This window comes from Acinetobacter sp. ANC 4636 (genome assembly GCF_054454555.1).
The window spans coordinates 80594-97571 of record NZ_JBTKVD010000003.1; the positions used below are offsets into that span (position 1 = coordinate 80594).

Annotated in this window: 17 protein-coding genes; 6 read left to right on the plus strand and 11 right to left on the minus strand. The window is 41.8% G+C overall.

Features of this window, described 5'->3' with window-relative positions; all coding sequences use genetic code 11:
* The first annotated feature begins 98 nt into the window (after nucleotides 1-98).
* The 4 genes from ACX1N5_RS04330 to ACX1N5_RS04345 all read left to right on the plus strand — a co-directional run bounded on the left by ACX1N5_RS04330 (nucleotide 99) and on the right by ACX1N5_RS04345 (nucleotide 6188).
* Nucleotides 99-803, plus strand: coding sequence for a VIT1/CCC1 transporter family protein (locus ACX1N5_RS04330; protein WP_004751440.1), 705 nt, complete (start codon nucleotides 99-101; stop codon nucleotides 801-803).
* Nucleotides 804-1203: 400 nt separating this feature from the next.
* Complete coding sequence (purL, locus tag ACX1N5_RS04335) at nucleotides 1204-5040, plus strand: phosphoribosylformylglycinamidine synthase (RefSeq protein WP_458800528.1); 3837 nt, start codon at nucleotides 1204-1206, stop codon at nucleotides 5038-5040.
* A 114-nt stretch (nucleotides 5041-5154) separates the two neighbouring features.
* Nucleotides 5155-5850 carry a hypothetical protein gene (locus tag ACX1N5_RS04340; RefSeq protein ID WP_458803635.1) on the plus strand — a complete coding sequence of 232 codons (696 nt, stop codon included), beginning with the start codon at nucleotides 5155-5157 and terminating at the stop codon, nucleotides 5848-5850.
* A gap of 20 nt (nucleotides 5851-5870) precedes the next feature.
* A complete protein-coding gene (locus tag ACX1N5_RS04345) occupies nucleotides 5871-6188 on the plus strand; it encodes an NGG1p interacting factor NIF3 (RefSeq protein ID WP_458800524.1) in 318 nt (105 codons plus the stop codon).
* A gap of 229 nt (nucleotides 6189-6417) precedes the next feature.
* Here the strand turns inward: ACX1N5_RS04345 and ACX1N5_RS04350 are convergent, their stop codons facing one another.
* Together ACX1N5_RS04350 and ACX1N5_RS04355 are read right to left on the minus strand one after the other, a co-directional pair.
* A complete protein-coding gene (locus tag ACX1N5_RS04350) occupies nucleotides 6418-7176 on the minus strand; it encodes a nitroreductase family protein (protein ID WP_004751447.1) in 759 nt (252 codons plus the stop codon).
* A 120-nt stretch (nucleotides 7177-7296) separates the two neighbouring features.
* Entirely contained in the window at nucleotides 7297-8148 is an 852-nt protein-coding gene (locus ACX1N5_RS04355) for an enoyl-CoA hydratase-related protein (RefSeq protein WP_458800522.1), read from the minus strand.
* Between the two features lie 117 nt (nucleotides 8149-8265).
* Between ACX1N5_RS04355 and ACX1N5_RS04360 the strand changes: the two genes are divergently transcribed.
* Nucleotides 8266-8829: a nicotinate-nicotinamide nucleotide adenylyltransferase gene (locus ACX1N5_RS04360; protein ID WP_458800677.1), complete on the plus strand. Its 564-nt coding sequence runs from the start codon at nucleotides 8266-8268 to the stop codon at nucleotides 8827-8829.
* 31 nt (nucleotides 8830-8860) lie between these two features.
* Here the strand turns inward: ACX1N5_RS04360 and ACX1N5_RS04365 are convergent, their stop codons facing one another.
* The 6 genes from ACX1N5_RS04365 to dapD all read right to left on the minus strand — a co-directional run bounded on the left by ACX1N5_RS04365 (nucleotide 8861) and on the right by dapD (nucleotide 12875).
* Nucleotides 8861-9322 carry a peroxiredoxin gene (locus ACX1N5_RS04365; protein WP_458800520.1) on the minus strand — a complete coding sequence of 154 codons (462 nt, stop codon included), beginning with the start codon at nucleotides 9320-9322 and terminating at the stop codon, nucleotides 8861-8863.
* Between the two features lie 9 nt (nucleotides 9323-9331).
* Nucleotides 9332-10024: a Dph6-related ATP pyrophosphatase gene (locus ACX1N5_RS04370; RefSeq protein WP_458800518.1), complete on the minus strand. Its 693-nt coding sequence runs from the start codon at nucleotides 10022-10024 to the stop codon at nucleotides 9332-9334.
* 93 nt (nucleotides 10025-10117) lie between these two features.
* Complete coding sequence (locus ACX1N5_RS04375) at nucleotides 10118-10522, minus strand: hypothetical protein (RefSeq protein WP_004751458.1); 405 nt, start codon at nucleotides 10520-10522, stop codon at nucleotides 10118-10120.
* A gap of 12 nt (nucleotides 10523-10534) precedes the next feature.
* Complete coding sequence (gene queC, locus ACX1N5_RS04380) at nucleotides 10535-11206, minus strand: 7-cyano-7-deazaguanine synthase QueC (protein WP_004751462.1); 672 nt, start codon at nucleotides 11204-11206, stop codon at nucleotides 10535-10537.
* 22 nt (nucleotides 11207-11228) lie between these two features.
* Nucleotides 11229-11939 carry a 7-carboxy-7-deazaguanine synthase QueE gene (gene queE, locus ACX1N5_RS04385; protein ID WP_458800516.1) on the minus strand — a complete coding sequence of 237 codons (711 nt, stop codon included), beginning with the start codon at nucleotides 11937-11939 and terminating at the stop codon, nucleotides 11229-11231.
* A 114-nt stretch (nucleotides 11940-12053) separates the two neighbouring features.
* Nucleotides 12054-12875 carry a 2,3,4,5-tetrahydropyridine-2,6-dicarboxylate N-succinyltransferase gene (gene dapD, locus ACX1N5_RS04390; protein WP_004751466.1) on the minus strand — a complete coding sequence of 274 codons (822 nt, stop codon included), beginning with the start codon at nucleotides 12873-12875 and terminating at the stop codon, nucleotides 12054-12056.
* Nucleotides 12876-13229: 354 nt separating this feature from the next.
* Here dapD and carO point away from each other — a divergent pair, with 354 nt between their 5' ends.
* Nucleotides 13230-13964, plus strand: coding sequence for an ornithine uptake porin CarO (carO, locus tag ACX1N5_RS04395; protein ID WP_458800514.1), 735 nt, complete (start codon nucleotides 13230-13232; stop codon nucleotides 13962-13964).
* Between the two features lie 56 nt (nucleotides 13965-14020).
* On the opposite strand, the gene ACX1N5_RS04400 is transcribed toward carO, so the two are convergent.
* The 3 genes from ACX1N5_RS04400 to ACX1N5_RS04410 form a co-directional block, all read right to left on the minus strand.
* Nucleotides 14021-14716 carry a methionine ABC transporter permease gene (locus ACX1N5_RS04400; protein ID WP_004751470.1) on the minus strand — a complete coding sequence of 232 codons (696 nt, stop codon included), beginning with the start codon at nucleotides 14714-14716 and terminating at the stop codon, nucleotides 14021-14023.
* Entirely contained in the window at nucleotides 14713-15738 is a 1026-nt protein-coding gene (locus tag ACX1N5_RS04405) for a methionine ABC transporter ATP-binding protein (protein WP_131379992.1), read from the minus strand. The genes ACX1N5_RS04400 and ACX1N5_RS04405 overlap by 4 nt, the downstream gene beginning before the upstream one ends.
* Before the next feature lie 72 nt (nucleotides 15739-15810).
* A complete protein-coding gene (locus tag ACX1N5_RS04410; protein ID WP_458800512.1) occupies nucleotides 15811-16686 on the minus strand; it encodes a MetQ/NlpA family ABC transporter substrate-binding protein in 876 nt (291 codons plus the stop codon).
* Nucleotides 16687-16978 lie beyond the last annotated feature (292 nt).

A 16978-nucleotide genomic window follows, 5' to 3' on the forward strand; every position in this document is an offset into this window, starting at 1 on the left:
CAGATGTTGCGCAGTTTATCTCGTATAAATGTCGAAGCAATGACTAATTTCTGCTATATAAAAGCTAAGTACAAACATAAAATTTAGAGCCGACAATAATGACACGACATTCTTCTCATACCGAAAAACATTATACCGAACGCTCAGGTTGGTTACGTGCTGCGGTACTCGGTGCAAATGATGGCATTATTTCTGTGACCAGTTTGGTGATCGGAATTGCAGCAAGTGGCGCATCTGCACAAACATTACTGGTGAGCTGTATTGCAGGTTTGATTTCGGGTGCTGTATCCATGGCGGCAGGTGAATACATTTCAGTCAAGTCACAACAAGACATTGAGCAAGCTGACCTGAAAATGGAAGCACATGAATTGCATCACAACCCAGATCAAGAACTTAAAGAACTCACCAGAATTTATGTACAGCGTGGTTTGGAGGCGAGTTTGGCTGTTGAAGTGGCTAAACAACTGACCGCACATGACGCTTTACAAGCCCATGCCCGTGATGAAATCGGGATTTTTGAACAAACACTCGCGCAACCTTTGCAAGCTGCCTTTTCTTCAGCTTTTTCATTTTCTGTAGGTGCAGTGTGTCCACTGTTGGCAATCCTGATTTTTCCTGCGCACTGGATTCAAATTGGTGTGGGCAGTGTGGGGATTATTTCTTTGGGAATTTTAGGTGCACTCGCTAGTTATGTCGGAGGCAATAGCGTTTGGAAAGGTGCGTTACGGGTTGTGGTTTGGGGGATTTTGGCGATGCTGTTTAGTTTCTGGGTTGGTTCGTTATTTGATGTTGAGGTGCATTAATATAAGCGTGGAGATCGTACTTTGAATGTGTATTTATAAACTTGCGATTGATAATTGAGATTTTAATTTTCCTTTGTGCTCCAGTTATGAGGGAAATACAAAGAGAGTATAAATCATAGAAAGAGGACTATTTTCTATTTGAATTTGAACAGAGACCGCAGAAAAAGTCCTTTATGTTGTCTATTTGTTATACAGTTGGTTCGATTTGAAAAAAAAATTGCATTTAAAATAAGCAATCTAAAAAAAATATTTTGTAAAAATAAAGACTTCTTTAAAAATCGTTTACAGAATCTTATTTCTTGATCTAGCTGATTTGGGCTTTTCACAGTAGAATATGCGCTCTCTCTAAGTCACATTGCGGTAACGTCATTAATGACAAGCCCGTGGAGCCAAAATCAACATGTTTATCGTGGCCGGTGCCTCAGCGCATTCCTCTTTTAAGAAAACTCAACTATTATCACGTTTGACGTCAATTAGTTCTGTTCAGTCTTTTGATAGCCAATGGGTTTATCTGTTTGATCAAGCGCTCAACGAGCAGCAATATCAGTCAGCTTTACAACTTTTAAATGATGGTCAGTCTTTTGAGTTGCGTCAGGCTGCTGCCGACGAAATTCAAATTTTAGTGACTCCACGTGTCGGGACAATTTCGCCGTGGTCATCTAAAGCCACCGATATTTTCAAAAACTGTAATACACCTGTACACCGCTTAGAACGTGGTCTTTTATTTACTCTAAAAGGCGTAAGCGATGTTTCAAAAGCTGTAAGGCTGGTGTTGCATGACCGCATGACAGAGACTGTGTTTGATCAGATTGAAGATGCTCAAGCATTATTTTCAGAGACTGCACCAAAGCCACTCAATGCAATTGATATTTTGGGTGAAGGTAAAGATGCATTGGTCAAAGCTAACCAAGAGTTTGGTTTTGCATTGTCAGAGCAAGAAATTGATTACCTGACTGCGGCTTTCACCAAATTGGGTCGTAACCCGAACGACATCGAATTGATGATGTTTGCTCAAGCCAACTCTGAGCACTGCCGTCATAAAATCTTTGGTTCTGAATGGACAATCGATGGTGAAAAACAACCATTGTCTTTGTTCCAGATGATTAAAAATACTTATAAAGAATCACCAAATGATGTGTTGTCAGCATATAAAGACAATGCTTCGGTGATTGTCGGTTATGACACTATGCGTTTTTATCCAAAACAAGACGCAGCAACAGGTCATTACATTTATAAATACAAGAGCCAAGCCGCTCACATCCTCATGAAAGTGGAAACCCACAACCATCCGACAGCAATTTCTCCATTTGCTGGTGCGGCAACAGGTTCGGGTGGTGAAATCCGTGATGAAGGCGCGACAGGTCGTGGTGGTAAGCCAAAAGCAGGTTTAACAGGCTTTACGGTATCTAACCTAAACATTCCTGGTTTTGAACAACCTTGGGAAGACAACTACGGTAAACCTTCACGTATGGCATCGCCATTACAAATCATGATCGAAGGTCCTTTGGGTGGTGCAGCGTTTAACAACGAATTTGGTCGTCCAAACCTGAACGGTTACTTCCGTACCTTTGAACAAAATGTTAATGGTGAAGTGAAAGGTTTCCATAAGCCAATCATGATCGCAGGTGGTTACGGTAACATTCGTCCTGACCATGTCGAGAAAGATGCGATTCAACCAGGTGACTTACTGATTGTACTTGGTGGTCCTGCCATGTTGATCGGTCTTGGCGGTGGTGCTGCGTCTTCTGTTGATAGCGGTACGATGGGTGAAAGCCTTGACTTTGCTTCTGTACAACGTGAAAACCCAGAAATGGAACGCCGTTGTCAAGAAGTCATCGATACTTGCTGGCGCTTGGAAGACTTCAACCCAATCGTTTCTGTTCATGACGTCGGTGCTGGTGGTTTATCCAATGCTATGCCTGAACTGGTGAATGATCATGAGTTAGGTGCAATTCTTAACCTTCGTAAGATTCCATCGCTTGAGCCTGGCATGAGCCCAATGGAAATCTGGTCAAACGAAGCACAAGAACGTTATGTCTTGGCGATTCGTCCAGAATCTTTGGCACAATTTGAATCGATTTGTGCTCGTGAACGCTGCCCGTTTGCTGTACTGGGTGAAGCGACTGAAGCACGTCATCTTACTGTTGAAGATCCATTATTTGAGAACAAAGCAGTCGACATCCCAATGCAAGTGATGTTGGGTGGCACGCCACGTATGCAACGTTCTTACGAAACGATTGAACGTCAAGGTAACGATTTTGATGCATCGAAAGTTGATTTGAAAGACGCAATTTTCCGTGTCTTGAAAAACCCGACTGTTGCATCTAAATCATTCTTGATTACCATTGGTGACCGCTCAATTACAGGTATGGTTGCACGTGACCAGATGGTTGGTCACTGGCAGGTTCCTGTTGCTGATGCAGCAGTGACTACCACAAGCCTTGAAGGTTATACAGGGGAAGCAATGGCGATGGGCGAACGTCCACCAGTTGCATTGCTTAACCCAGCAGCATCTGCACGTTTGGCAGTGGCTGAAGCAATCTCAAACATCATGTGTGCCAATATTGAACAGATCAGCGACATTAAGTTGTCTGCGAACTGGATGGCAGCAGCAGGTCAAAAAGGCGAAGATCAAGCCTTGTTTGAAGGTGTGAAAGCGATTGGTATGGAAATGTGCCCTGCGTTGGGTATTGCGATTCCAGTGGGTAAAGACTCACTTTCAATGCGTACCACTTGGACAGATGAAGGCGTCGATAAAGCCGTGACTTCACCTATGACAGGTGTCATTACCGCATTTGCGCCAGTCTTGGATGTTCGTAAAACATTAACACCTGAGCTAAAACAGCTTGATGATTCAGTGCTTGTACGTATTGATTTGTCAAAAGGTCAGTTCCGTTTAGGCGGTTCGATCCTTGCTCAAGTTTATAAAGCAATCGGTTCAGTGACACCTGACGTAGACAGTTTTGATGACTTCAAAGCATTCTTTGCATTAGTTCAAGACTGGAACAATCGTGGTCTGATCCAAGCTTACCATGACATCGGTGATGGTGGTTTGTTGGCAACTGTAGCTGAAATGATGTTTGCTTCACGCTTGGGTGTGGCTTTGGAAAACCAAAGCACTGAAAGCCTGTTTGCTGAAGAAATTGGTGCAGTTGTACAAATCAAAGCAGCAGACTGGGCAGCACTTGAAGCTGAGGTTGCAGCATCAAGCCTGAAAGATGCAATTACTGTTGTTGGTCAAGTGAATAACAGCGACCAGTTAAGCATCAATGGCTTAACTTTAGACCGTGCAGAGTTACAACAGGCATGGGCAGAAGTTTCACATCAAATCCAGCGTTTACGTGACAACTTTGAAACTGCTGATCAAGAGTTTGCGTTGATTGCAGATAAAAACCATAAAGGTTTGATTGCACAGCCAACATATGACTTGAATGAACCTGTAGAAGCGCCGTTCCTGAACATGCGCCGCCCAAGCATGGTGATTTTGCGTGAACAAGGCGTCAATGGTCAAACTGAAATGGCGGCTGCATTTGATAAAGTTGGCTTTAACACAGTCGATGTTCACATGAGTGATTTGCTTGCAGGTCGAGTTGACTTAAATGACTTCGAAGGCTTAGTGGCTTGTGGTGGCTTCTCTTACGGTGACGTACTGGGTGCTGGTGGTGGCTGGGCAAAATCAGTCTTGTTCAATGCAAAATTGCGTGATCAGTTCGAAAAATTCTTCCACCGTGACGATACCTTCACTTTGGGTGTGTGTAACGGCTGTCAGATGATTTCACAACTTGCACCATTAATTCCTGGTGCGGATGCTTGGCCTCGTTTCCACCGTAACACTTCTGAAGTGTTCGAAGCGCGTGCAGTGAATGTCCGTGTAGAAAAATCAGCTTCTGTATTGTTGCAAGGTATGGAAGGTTCGATTTTACCAATCGCGGTTGCGCACGGTGAAGGTCGTGTTGTGGCAAGTGCTGAAAACTTGGCAAGCTTACAAGCAGGGCATCAAGTAACTTTGCGTTATGTGGATAGCCTTGGTCAGCCAACTCAACACTATCCATTGAACCCGAACGGTTCGCCAGATGCGATTACAGGTGTAACGTCTAAAGATGGTCGTGCAACGATTATGATGCCTCACCCTGAACGTAACTTCCGTGCGATTCAACATTCTTGGGCGCCAGAAGGCTGGACTGAAGATGGTGCATGGTTACGTATGTTCCGTAATGCTCGTAAATTTATTGGTTAATTGTTGATTTAATCAAGTTGAAGAAGCCACCGTAAGGTGGCTTTTTATTTGTTTGTAAATTAGTTTATGCTGAGACTGTTAATTAACTAAATGCGTAAATTGGAAAATAAAAACATGTCTTCAAGGAAATCAGGTTTTTCAATTTTTCTCGGTATTTCTCTGAGTTTATTTTGTATAGGTGGGGCAGTATGGTTACTGTTTATTGGAAAGCTTGCAGGAGCTGAGTTTGTTGCTTTAGTTTTGGGTGGCATAGTATTAAGTTTAATTATTTATTTTTCTTCGGAAATTCAAGAGTTTTCGATTGCAGGGAATGTAGTCAAACTTAGAGAATTAAAAGATGAAGCACATCAAACCATTGAAAGTTTAAAACAAGCACGTACAGAAATTTTTAGACTAATGTTGCCACAAATATTTAGCTCTACAGGTACTTTCGGGACAAATTCGTTGGTGGATGTTCATGCAGAGAAGTTTATAATCTTATTTAATCAAATAGAAAAATTTGATTCGGTAGTTGTATTGAAAGATGATATTGATATTACTTTAAAAAAAGTAATGGCTAGGCAATATAATGAATTAAGCATTATTCATGAAACTCCTGTTGCAGTTCCATTTAATCTTGCTGAGATTAATTTAGGAAGCTTTTGGACACCTCAGGCTTTATCATTACATTTAACAGATGCTATGGTTGAAGCACAAAGAAAACATGAGGATGAATTTATTAAAGTCAAAGAAGATATTTATAATGCAGTTGATGTTTATAAAAAACTTTATGTGATCTATAAAAAAATTATGTCATTACCAAATTCATAGCAAACCTAAAGGTTAGCCCTATGCTCAAACTCATCTATTACGTTCCCGAAAGCCATCTTGAATCGACCAAACAAGCCATTTTTGCTGTGGGTGCAGGTGGCATCGGCAATTATGAACAGTGTGCATGGCAGGTTAAAGGTATCGGGCAGTTTAAACCTGTAAAAGGCGCAGACCCATTTTTAGGGCAGCTTGATCAGCTCGAACAACTTGAAGAGTGGCGTGTAGAAACCATTGTTCCTGAAGCACAGGCCAAGCAGGTTGCCCAAGCTCTACAAGCCAGCCATCCTTATGAAGAACCTGCTTTTGAGTTTATTCAAATGGTGGATATTGAATTCTAATGAATTTGAAAAACTAATGCTGGATACGCGGAAACGTCATCTGCAACTGTTCGAGGTTGGATGACTTATGAAAAAAATGTTTCTGCGATCTATAGGTATCCAGATGATTTTTGTTGAGTTTTGCAGATGACAATGGTTTTGCCTACTTTTCCCGAAAGAAAAGTAGGTCGAACCGAAGGTTAATTCTAAAGTTAAAATCATGTTGAAAAGATTCTCTTTAGAATAATCTTTAAACCTTCTGAACAAATAACTCGCGCTCAAAACGGTATTGTGGAAAGAACACACCATCTTCGGCACGTTGCCCAGCGCCGATGACCATCACAGGATATTCTTCATCACCAAGCTGTAAAATTTTACGCACGCGAGGTTCATCGAAACCTTCCATCATACAACTGTCAAAACCATAAGCGCGTAGTGCTAAAACTAAATTTTCACAAGCAAGGGCAGTGCTTTTAACAGCCCAAAGTTTACGGTCTGCGGGACTAAATGCAGTGACAGGCAGTGGGGTAAATTGCCGAACAACGCTAAAAGCCAGTTTTTTGGCATTGCCAATACTGTTGAATAGCCCTGTTTTGTAATTGTAAGCAATAAAGCGATAATATTGCTGCACTGCTTTTGGTGCTTTAGGCATTGGAAACTGACTCAGATTTTTCTTCGCCATTTCATCAATACGATCTGTACGTGCCACACATACAATCAGTTCAGCCGCAGTTCGAGCAGCCAGTTGCCCCATACATGCTTTCACCAGTTGCGTTTTTTTCTCAGCCGATTGCACCACATAAAACATCCACGGCTGTAAATTTGAGGAATTTGGTGCAAGTAATGCAAGGTCTAAACATTCATCTAAAATTTCAGCAGGAATCGGCGTATCGGTAAATTTTCGCACTGAACGGCGGCTTTCGATGACTTTTTTAAACTGATTGACATCAATATCATCAGGGACAGCCTCATGGTAACGAACTTTGGCTGTGGTTTTCGTAGTGTCCATATTTTAAATATCACAACAAAAAATCAGGAAAATATTATCTGCCATTCTAAGCGCAGTTGCATGTGGGATTGTGTATTTCGTAAATAGGCAGCTCAGAAAAGAGCCGCCTAAAGAGGCTATTTAGTTGAATTTTGAGAAATCAGCTTCGCGCTTGTCCAAGAAAGCATTGACCGCTTCATGCAGTTCAGGTGATTTGACCCGTTGCATAAAAATTTCAGCTTCTTCATCAATCCATTCCAAAATTTCAGGCAGGTTCTGTTTCATGAGAGCTTTGGTTTGCTTAAGTGATGCAATTGGAAGTTTTGCCATATTTTTCGCTGTTTCACTAGCAAAATCATAAACATCATGATGTTCCATCAAGGCCATTAAATGAAATGGTGCACGCAGATGTTCATTGGAAAAGACCTGATTGATTAAGCCAAATTTTTCAGCAGTATGCGCATTGAATTTTTGTGCGGTCAGCAATAGTTCTGCGGCATGATGATAGCCAATTTGTTGTTGCAGAAGTTTGCTTGCACCACCTTCTGGTGATAATCCAAGACTGACAAATGGTAGCTGAAACACAGCAGATTCATCGGCATAGACCAAATCTGCATGTAACAGGAGTGTGACACCAATGCCAATCGCCACACCTTTGACTGCAACAATCAGTGGTTTAGAGAGTTTGGCTGCAGATTTGAGCAAGATAAAAGGTGGTTGTTCTGCTGCACTGGTGTTGGTCGGGTTTTGTAGGGAATCTAAAAAATCCTGCATGTCATTGCCTGCGGTAAAGTCATCGCCTGCACCGCGTAATACAACCACACGGACTTCATCACTGACATTGGCTTGGTCTAAAGCCTGGGCAATCCATAAGTACAACCCACTATAAATCGCATTTTTTGCAATCGCACGGTCAATGGCGAGAGTAAGTACGCCATGTTCAAGGCTTGCCTGTAAATGCTGATGGGGCTGTGTTAAACAAGTGAGTGTCATTATTCATATCCTTTATTTAGAGTATTTGGTGATTTTTACAAGGTAAATTGTTATGCTTCCGCTGATTCTTTATCATTGCACCTCACCATCCTTTGGTTTAATTATTGATATCCTATGATGTATCGTTTTGATTATCTTGTTTTCATTGGGCGTTTTCAACCATTTCATCTGGCGCATATGCAGACTATTCAGATTGCACTGCAACAAAGTCAGAAGGTGATTATTGCTTTAGGTTCGGCTCAGGCCGAGCGTAGTATCAAAAACCCGTTTCTTGCTCAAGAACGTGAACAGATGATCTTGTCGAATTTTTCTCAGGAAGATCAACAGCGTATTGTTTTTGTTCATGTTGTTGATGTCTATGATGATCAGAAATGGGTGAAATTGGTTAAAGATCTGGTGGCAGCCAATACACCTGATCAGGCTAAAATTGGACTGATTGGTCATTTTAAAGATGACTCATCGTACTATTTGCAACTGTTTCCAGACTGGACTCTGGTTGAGCTTGAAAGTCTAAAAAACTCGATTTCGGCAACACCAATGCGTGAAGCTTATTATCGTGGTGAAATTCAAACTCAGTATTTTCCGCAAGGTACGATTGATTTTTTACAGCAATTTCAAAACACCTCTGTTTATAGTGAACTAAAACAGCGTTTCGAACTACAGGACAGTAGTAGTTTTTAGAAAATAGCTAGCATTACTGCTAGCTATTTTTTTAGGCCGCTTTGAGTGCTTTAAGATCGGCAAGTACTTGCTCGGCATGACCCGCAGCTTTCACCTTACGGTACTCTTTGACCAGTTTGCCGTTATGGAAAATAAAGGTTGAGCGTTCAATGCCCATGACCTTTTTGCCATACATATTTTTTTCTTTAATGACATCGAAGTGTTGGCATAAAACTTCTTCTTTATCGCTAATCAGATTGATTTTGAGAGCCTGCTTTTCGGTGAAGTTCTGGTGAGATTTTACCGAATCACGTGAAACCCCAAAAATCGTTGCACCTTGTTCAGTAAACTGGTCTTGAAGACAAGAAAAACCAACGGCTTGAGTGGTGCAGCCTGGAGTTGAATCCTTCGGATAAAAATAAACAATGAGCCATTCTGATGCAACTTCAGCTAAGTTGATTTCACCTGTTGTGGCAGGAAAGGCTTGATTTGGAAGTTGAATGCTGTCTGTCATCATCTGTCCTTAAATTTCATGATGTTCTAATGTAAGGGGCAAAAACGCATAATTGTTGTGATACAGAATATCACCTTTGCGAATTGAAAGTGTTTTTTTAAAGATTGGGCCATCAATCACCGTGGTATGAAATTCACCCGCTTCACCGCAGGGATCAATGCCACGCGCACAAAGTTCTTCTACATACTGGGTAGTCAAAACCCGCCCAAGATCTTCAACTTTCATGCCTAAATCTAGGTTTACTGTCACAATAATGCTTTGAAAACCTAAGTCTATAAATTCATGGATAATTTCAAGGCGGTTTTTTTGCCATAGAGGCATGCACAATTTAAACTGACTTTTATCACAGACAGATTGGTTCCATTCTGCATGACCGAGTAAATCGATATCCCCAGTGACCAAAACTTCTGCCCCCAATTTTTTTTGCTGGGTGAGTAGTTCAATAAACTGCGCTTCATAACTTTGCCATGTTGCAGAAGCAGTAAAAATAGGCAACCCAATAGCATCGGCTTGCGCATGGATAATCTCGAGTGACATACCATGTGAACGTGACTTGAGCCCTTGCTCTTCTAGCATCACAATTAAACCTATCGCTTCACCCATTTGCGTGGCTTTAAAGAGAGCAAGGCTGCTGTCTTTACCTCCACTATAAGAAGCGACAAATTTTTTGTTCTGGGCGTTGGCATTCCATAGCATTTGCATGATTTATGTTCTATCTTCGTTGAAAATAGGTGACCCATAAAAAAACTAGCCACATCATGTGGCTAGTTAATTGAATCACTTAACTGTGATGTCTTATTTCTTTTGTTCTGCTTGTTGCGCATTTTTCATGGCTTCTTCAGACAAAGATTTTAACTTTGTAGTCAACTGTGGGCCAAAACAAGACTGAACAGCTTTGTTTTGTTGTTGAATAAAAGGAAGTGAGCTTGGGCTTTTCTTCTGGTTGACTGTGCTAATAATTTGCCATTCTTGAGCTTTGGTCAAGCGACCTTCAGCATCGACTTGACATGTACAAAACTTATTGGTTTCCGCTGCAGTCAGTTTGCCGCCTTTACCTGCACTTTCTTTACAGTTGCTAATTAGCGTTGCACGAACATTGGTGCTTTTTGACGGATCTTGTGCTGCATGAGACATTGTTGCTGTAAATGCCAATGCAGAAAAAAGAGTAGAAACAATCAGTTTTGAATTTAAGAATTTCATATAACCTGCCTTTTATTGAGGTACGTAACGTGTTGGGTCTTCAACGCCTGCCTGAGCAAAACCTTCTTTACGTAAGCGGCAGCTATCGCATTTACCACAAGCACGCCCCTGGTCGTCAGCTTGATAGCAAGACACTGTTTGACTGTAGTCTACACCATGTTCAAGACCTAAACGTATTATATTCCCTTTAGATAAATGTAACAGAGGTGTTTCAATTTTAAGTGGTTTTCCTTCAACTCCCGCTTTGGTCGCGAGGCTTGCAAGTTGTGCAAACGCTTCAATAAATTCAGGGCGGCAGTCAGGATAACCTGAGTAATCTACAGCATTTACCCCAATCACAATGGCTTCAGCGCCAAAAACTTCAGCAGCAGCCAGAGCATAAGACAGGAAAATCGTGTTACGTGCTGGAACATAAGTGACAGGAATACCTTCCTGAGCCTGTTCTGGAACAGCAATGCTATGGTCAGTGAGTGCCGAACCACCGAGATTACCCAAGTCAATGTTGATAACTCGATGTTCTACACCTGAACGCTGTGCCAGTGCTTTGGCTGCATCAAGTTCAGTGCTTGAGCGTTGGCCATACTGAAAGCTCAGGGCAATACATTCATATCGTGCTTGCGCCCAAGCTAAACAAGTAGTTGAGTCTAAACCACCAGATAATAAAACTATGGCGCGAGGGCGCATATTCATTCTCCAAAAAATTTAATTAACGACCTGTTTCATCTTGCCACAACAGTTTATGCAGTTGTAACTGAAAACGTACAGGTAAATGATCATCTAAAATCCACTGTGCCAGATCACGGGCAAAGCGTGGCAATTTGGCATTGCCTTTTTCGACAGCAAAAGCAGGGGAGAACCAAACGGTACTGACTTTTTGCTGGAGTTGATACTCTGCAACCTGTTGCTTTGACCATTCATAATCTTCACGGTTACAAATGACAAACTTGATTTGATCTTTGGCAGTGAGCAGGTCTAGGTTGCTGAGCAAATTGCGGTGTGCCTCACCCGAAGTTGGGGTTTTTAAATCAAGGACTTTGGATACGCGTGGATCGACTTTACTGACATCTAATGCACCACTGGTTTCTAAAGATACTTCAAAACCGAGTTCGCACAAGCGATCCAGTAAGGCGATACAGTTGGGCTGTGCCAGTGGTTCACCACCAGTCACACAGATGTATGGAGTTTGATAGGCTTGGGCTGTTTCAATAATTTTGTCCAGCGACCAACGTTCGCCACCTTCAAATGAATAGGTCGTATCACAATAAGTACAACGCAGTGGACAGCCTGTCAAACGGATAAAAACCGTGGGCAATCCTGCGGTATTCGCTTCACCTTGCAGTGAATAGAAAATCTCGGTAATACGTAAGCCTGCAGCAGGATCTGTAACAGGAATCTGAGAGGAGCGAAGCGGATTCATAGCAAAATAACCACAGTATTTAAAAAAACAAAAATCTCTACGATTTTACAACCGTAGAGACGAGGAGCGACTAAAGCTCCGTGGAACAGTTTAAGTTCCGCAACAGTTTAGAGATTACTCGTCGCGAAGCAAATCGTTCAAGCTAGTTTTTGCACGTGTTTGCGCATCAACTTTTTTCACGATAATTGCAGCATACAGGCTGTAAGTACCGCATTTAGACGGAAGGCTACCTGCAACAACAACAGAACCTGCTGGTACACGGCCGTAGTGGATTTCGCCAGTTGCGCGGTCATAAATCTTGGTTGATTGACCAATAAACACGCCCATAGAAATCACAGAACCTTCTTCAACGATCACGCCTTCAACGATTTCAGAACGTGCACCGATGAAACAGTTGTCTTCAATGATGGTTGGGTTTGCTTGAAGTGGCTCAAGAACACCACCAATCCCTACGCCGCCAGACAAGTGTACGTTTTTACCAATTTGTGCACATGAACCTACAGTCGCCCATGTATCAACCATTGTACCTTCGTCAACGTATGCACCGATGTTTACATAAGAAGGCATAAGCACGACATTTTTCGCCTGGAAGCTACCACGACGTGCAACTGCTGGTGGTACTACACGTACGCCAGCTTGTTTAAATTGTTCTTCAGTCCAACCTTTGAATTTAGTGTCAACTTTGTCGTAAAAACGAAGGTCGCAAGATTCTATTGGTTTGTTGTCATTCAATTTGAATGATAAAAGCACCGCTTTTTTCAACCATTGGTGAACAACCCACTCACCTTCAATTTTTTCTGCAACACGAAGGCTACCGTTGTCTAAACCTTGAATCGCTTGCTCAACAGCAGCGCGAACTTCAGCAGGACAGTCTGCTGCAGTAAAGTTAGCACGGTTTTCAAAGGCTTGTTCAATAATCGTAGCAAGCTCAGACATATGCTTATCCCAAAATTATGCTCAAAAAATTACAACGATTTTACACTAAAAACGGGCGCATGCGATTGAAAAAATAGCAAAACGCTCAAGATTTCAGAAAAAGCGACATGATGGTTTAGCTTAAGAAAATCTGATATGTGTGATTTGGTTATTTTATGTATATCAATAAGATTTCATTATTTTGATTTAAAATGGTTTTTTTAAATGTTTTATTCGGATAATTTGAAAAAACGTATTAAAAAATAACATAAACTCAGCAAATTTTGCATAAAAATCACCCATTTTCAACTTAATATGTCCAGCCATAATAGCAACACAACCCGTGGAAATTCACGATTGGTCAGGAGAAGCATCATGAAGAACATTCAGAAAATTCTGGTTGCCTCGGCACTGGTTTCAATTACAGGTGTAGTCATGGCAGATGAACCAGTCATTACTGAACCAGGCAATACCTATAAAACTTATTTGCCAAGTTCATTTCGTGCTGAAGCAGGGACAACTGGTTATGGCGGGGCATTTACATGGGATGTCAATCCCTATGTAGGTGTAAGTTTAGGCTATAACGGTGGTGATATTAACTGGCGTAATAACATTAAGAGTCATGGAACTAAATATGACCTGAATCAGGACAACAACAATAACGTCTACTTAAATGCAGAAATGCATCCTTGGGGGGCAAGCAGTAATCACTTTGCCAAATCGGTATATGTTGCAGCAGGGGCAGCATATCTGGACAATGATTATAAGCTGACCTCAAAGTCCAACAATGGCAATGTCATCGTTAATGACAACAAATATAACATTACAGGCAATATTACAGGTCAGATGAAATACAAAAACGAGATTGCCCCATATGTCGGAATTGGTGCGCGTCCAATGCTGAGCGAGCACTGGGGTGTCTTTGGTGAAGTAGGGGCATATTATACCGATAATCCAGCGGTGACGTTGACCTCGAATGCAACGGTTAACTCAGGAGGAACCAACGCACAGTTCCAGAGTGATTTGAAAGCACAAGAAAATCAAATCGCCAATCAAGATAAATACAAATGGTTGCCTTCCGCCAAAGTCGGCGTGATTTACCGCTTCTAATCGTAACGCATAAAAAATGCCATCATTAGATGGCATTTTTTATTTATAGCATTGATTTAACGTAATTTGGCAAGCCAAGTACCGAGTGTTTGCACAATCTGAACCAAAATCAATAGCACAATCACGGTTAAAATTACCACGCTACTGTCAAAGCGCTGATAACCATAAGAAATTGCCAAATCACCAATCCCACCTGCGCCGACAGCACCTGCCATCGCAGTTGCACCGATCAGGCTAATGGTGGCAGTGGTCATGTTTAAAATCAGGGAGCTACGCGCTTCAGGCAAAATAAACTTGAAAATGATTTGCCAAGGTGTTGCACCCATTGATTGTGCCGATTCGATAATCCCTTCATTGACTTCAAGTAATGAAGTTTCGATCAGGCGTCCCATGTAGGGGCCCACATAGATGGTCAGCGGCACAATCGCTGCCCATGTGCCAATTGATGTTCCCACTAGCCACTGGGTAAATGGAATCACCGCAATGAGTAAAATAATAAATGGCAGTGAACGCAAGGCATTCACAATCGGGTTGAGTACATGATAAATCACAGGGTTTGGTAAAATGCCTGCTGGGCGCGTAACCAATAGCACAATCGCCTGAATCAGCCCCCAGATTCCACCAAAAATCAGGGAGAAGAACACCATTTGAAAGGTTTCTTGCAAGGCAGTGACAAACTGATCAATGCTTAAAGAACTGTGCCAGAATGGCTGAGTGACTTCAGTCAACCATTGTACAATCCAGTCTCTCATGATTGTTCTCCTTGCTGACGAACTTCAACCCCTTGTTGTTTGAGGTAGTCTGTTGCTTGAGCAACAATAGCGGCGTCCCCCAAAATCTGTACAAACATCTGACCAATCACGGTACCGTCAATTTCAGTCATGTTAGCAAATAAAATATTCAGGCTAATATCAAACTGTTTGATCATGGCCTGAATCACAGGTTGCTGTGCCGACTGACCTAAAAACTGCAAGCAATAAATGCTATGTTCATGCTGATGCTCAAGCTGCTTGAGAATATTGCGTGGCAATTGTTGCTGTAGCACAGTCTGAATAAAGTTTTTGGTGGTCGGTTGCTGTGGCTTACTGAAAATATCAACCGTTCTGCCTGTTTCGATAACTTTCCCTGACTCCATGACTGCAACATAATCACAGACACTTTCGATCACATCCATTTCGTGGGTGACCATGACAATCGTAATATTTTGTTCTTTATTGATTTTTTTCAATAAAGCCAAAACAGATTGCGTCGTCTGTGGGTCAAGTGCAGAGGTTGCTTCATCGCACAGCAAAATTTTAGGATGATTTGCAAGCGCACGTGCAATCCCGACACGCTGTTTTTGACCACCAGACAGTTCGTCAGGGTAGGCATTTTTTTTATGACCCAGATCAATAAAGGACAGCAGTTCATCTAAACGAGCCTGACGTTTTTCTTTACTGATGCCGAGTAATTTCATTGGCATTTCAATATTTTCTGCTACCGTCTTGGTTTCAAGCAAATTGAAGTGCTGGAAAATCATGCCAATATTGGCACGTTCCTGACGTAATGCACGCGCATCTAAAGCAGTAAAATCTTTGTCATGAATAATAACCTGACCTTCAGTTGGGCGTTCCAACAAGTTGATCAAACGAATTAACGTACTTTTACCTGCGCCACTATAGCCAATAATGCCAAAGATACTGCCTTCGGGAATCTCGAGATTGATCTGATCGAGCGCGCGCAGTGTTTGCCCTTTGAGCTGATAGTGTTTTGAAATGTTTTTAAATTGAATCATGTGGTCAAAAACTATGCGAAAAAGAAAAAACAGGCAAAGAAGCTTTGCCTGTTCGTTGACAACATTATATGACTATTTGCTTTCAGTCAGGTAGCTGATTGGTTTATTTACATCTACTTTTGTGCCAGCAAAATGTTCTTGAACATATTTCTTCACGGCTTCAGTGTGGTAAAGCTCGCCAAGTTTTTTCAGTGCAGGGTCATTTTTACGTGAGTCAGCAGTTGCAACAATGTTGACATTGAGCTTGGTTGATTGGTCGACTGGCTCATAATAAATTGAATCTTTCAATACATTCAAACCGCCTTCCATTGCCAACGTGTTTCCTAGAACAATGGCATCAACGTCATTTTTCGCACGTACTGCAGTTGCCATTTGAATTGGTTTAATGTCAATTTTCTTGGCATTGTCAGTAATGTCGTTTGGCGTGCCTTTGGCTGGATCAAAAGTAGTTTTTAGTTTGATTAAGCCTGCGCTTTGTAACAACAATAATGCACGTGCTTCATTGGCTGCATCGTTAGGAATAGCAATGCTTGCACCTTGCGGGAACTGATCAACTTTTTTGTACTTGGTCGAGTAGATTCCCATTGGCTCAAGGTAAGTTGTCGAAACAGGCGCAATTTTCTTGTCATTGCTTGCATTGTAAGCGACTAGGTAAGCATACGATTGGAATGCGTTGGCATCGACTTCTTTGTTGGCAATCGCAGTGTTCATGGCGACATAGTCAGTGAAGTTTTGGACTTTGAGGTCAATCCCCGCTTTTTTGGTTTCAGGCAATGTTGCAATATAGCGCCAGATATCAGCATCTGAACCTGTCGATGCCAATACGATTTTTTGCGGTTGACCTGCATCGGCAGCTTTAGTGTTGTTGCTTTGTTCAGGTGCATTTTTACTGCAACCAGTAGCAAGGAGTACGCTTGTACCTAAAACAACGCTCAATAATTTTTTCATGAGGTGTGTGTCCCTAAGTCAATAATGTTCAGTGTTTGGATGAAACTTCAGAACATGACAAATACATTCACTGACCGATCATAATTTCTACGCACTACTATATAGCAGCAAATATGCTGAAATCGATTATCGATGAGTGTGTTGAAAATGATGTTGATGCTTGTCAAGGCTGATGTGTAGCAGACAGACAAGTCATAGATCAGTTACATCAGTGTGAGAATTGTGCTCATGATACCAAGAAAATAAAATGCACAATAGGGGAGCATATAGAATCTGTATGCTGCACGATTGA

Coding starts and splice junctions, on each gene's coding strand:
- dapD (WP_004751466.1), bottom strand. CDS start 12,875: ATGTCTGAGCTTGCTACGATTATTGAACAAGCCTTTGAAAACCGTGCT.
- queC (WP_004751462.1), bottom strand. CDS start 11,206: ATGCGCCCTCGCGCCATAGTTTTATTATCTGGTGGTTTAGACTCAACT.
- ACX1N5_RS04405 (WP_131379992.1), bottom strand. CDS start 15,738: ATGATTCAATTTAAAAACATTTCAAAACACTATCAGCTCAAAGGGCAA.
- ACX1N5_RS04350 (WP_004751447.1), bottom strand. CDS start 7,176: ATGGACACTACGAAAACCACAGCCAAAGTTCGTTACCATGAGGCTGTC.
- queE (WP_458800516.1), bottom strand. CDS start 11,939: ATGAATCCGCTTCGCTCCTCTCAGATTCCTGTTACAGATCCTGCTGCA.
- ACX1N5_RS04345 (WP_458800524.1), top strand. CDS start 5,871: ATGCTCAAACTCATCTATTACGTTCCCGAAAGCCATCTTGAATCGACC.
- purL (WP_458800528.1), top strand. CDS start 1,204: ATGTTTATCGTGGCCGGTGCCTCAGCGCATTCCTCTTTTAAGAAAACT.
- ACX1N5_RS04360 (WP_458800677.1), top strand. CDS start 8,266: ATGTATCGTTTTGATTATCTTGTTTTCATTGGGCGTTTTCAACCATTT.
- ACX1N5_RS04355 (WP_458800522.1), bottom strand. CDS start 8,148: ATGACACTCACTTGTTTAACACAGCCCCATCAGCATTTACAGGCAAGC.
- ACX1N5_RS04410 (WP_458800512.1), bottom strand. CDS start 16,686: ATGAAAAAATTATTGAGCGTTGTTTTAGGTACAAGCGTACTCCTTGCT.
- ACX1N5_RS04330 (WP_004751440.1), top strand. CDS start 99: ATGACACGACATTCTTCTCATACCGAAAAACATTATACCGAACGCTCA.
- ACX1N5_RS04375 (WP_004751458.1), bottom strand. CDS start 10,522: ATGAAATTCTTAAATTCAAAACTGATTGTTTCTACTCTTTTTTCTGCA.
- ACX1N5_RS04365 (WP_458800520.1), bottom strand. CDS start 9,322: ATGACAGACAGCATTCAACTTCCAAATCAAGCCTTTCCTGCCACAACA.
- carO (WP_458800514.1), top strand. CDS start 13,230: ATGAAGAACATTCAGAAAATTCTGGTTGCCTCGGCACTGGTTTCAATT.
- ACX1N5_RS04340 (WP_458803635.1), top strand. CDS start 5,155: ATGTCTTCAAGGAAATCAGGTTTTTCAATTTTTCTCGGTATTTCTCTG.
- ACX1N5_RS04400 (WP_004751470.1), bottom strand. CDS start 14,716: ATGAGAGACTGGATTGTACAATGGTTGACTGAAGTCACTCAGCCATTC.
- ACX1N5_RS04370 (WP_458800518.1), bottom strand. CDS start 10,024: ATGCAAATGCTATGGAATGCCAACGCCCAGAACAAAAAATTTGTCGCT.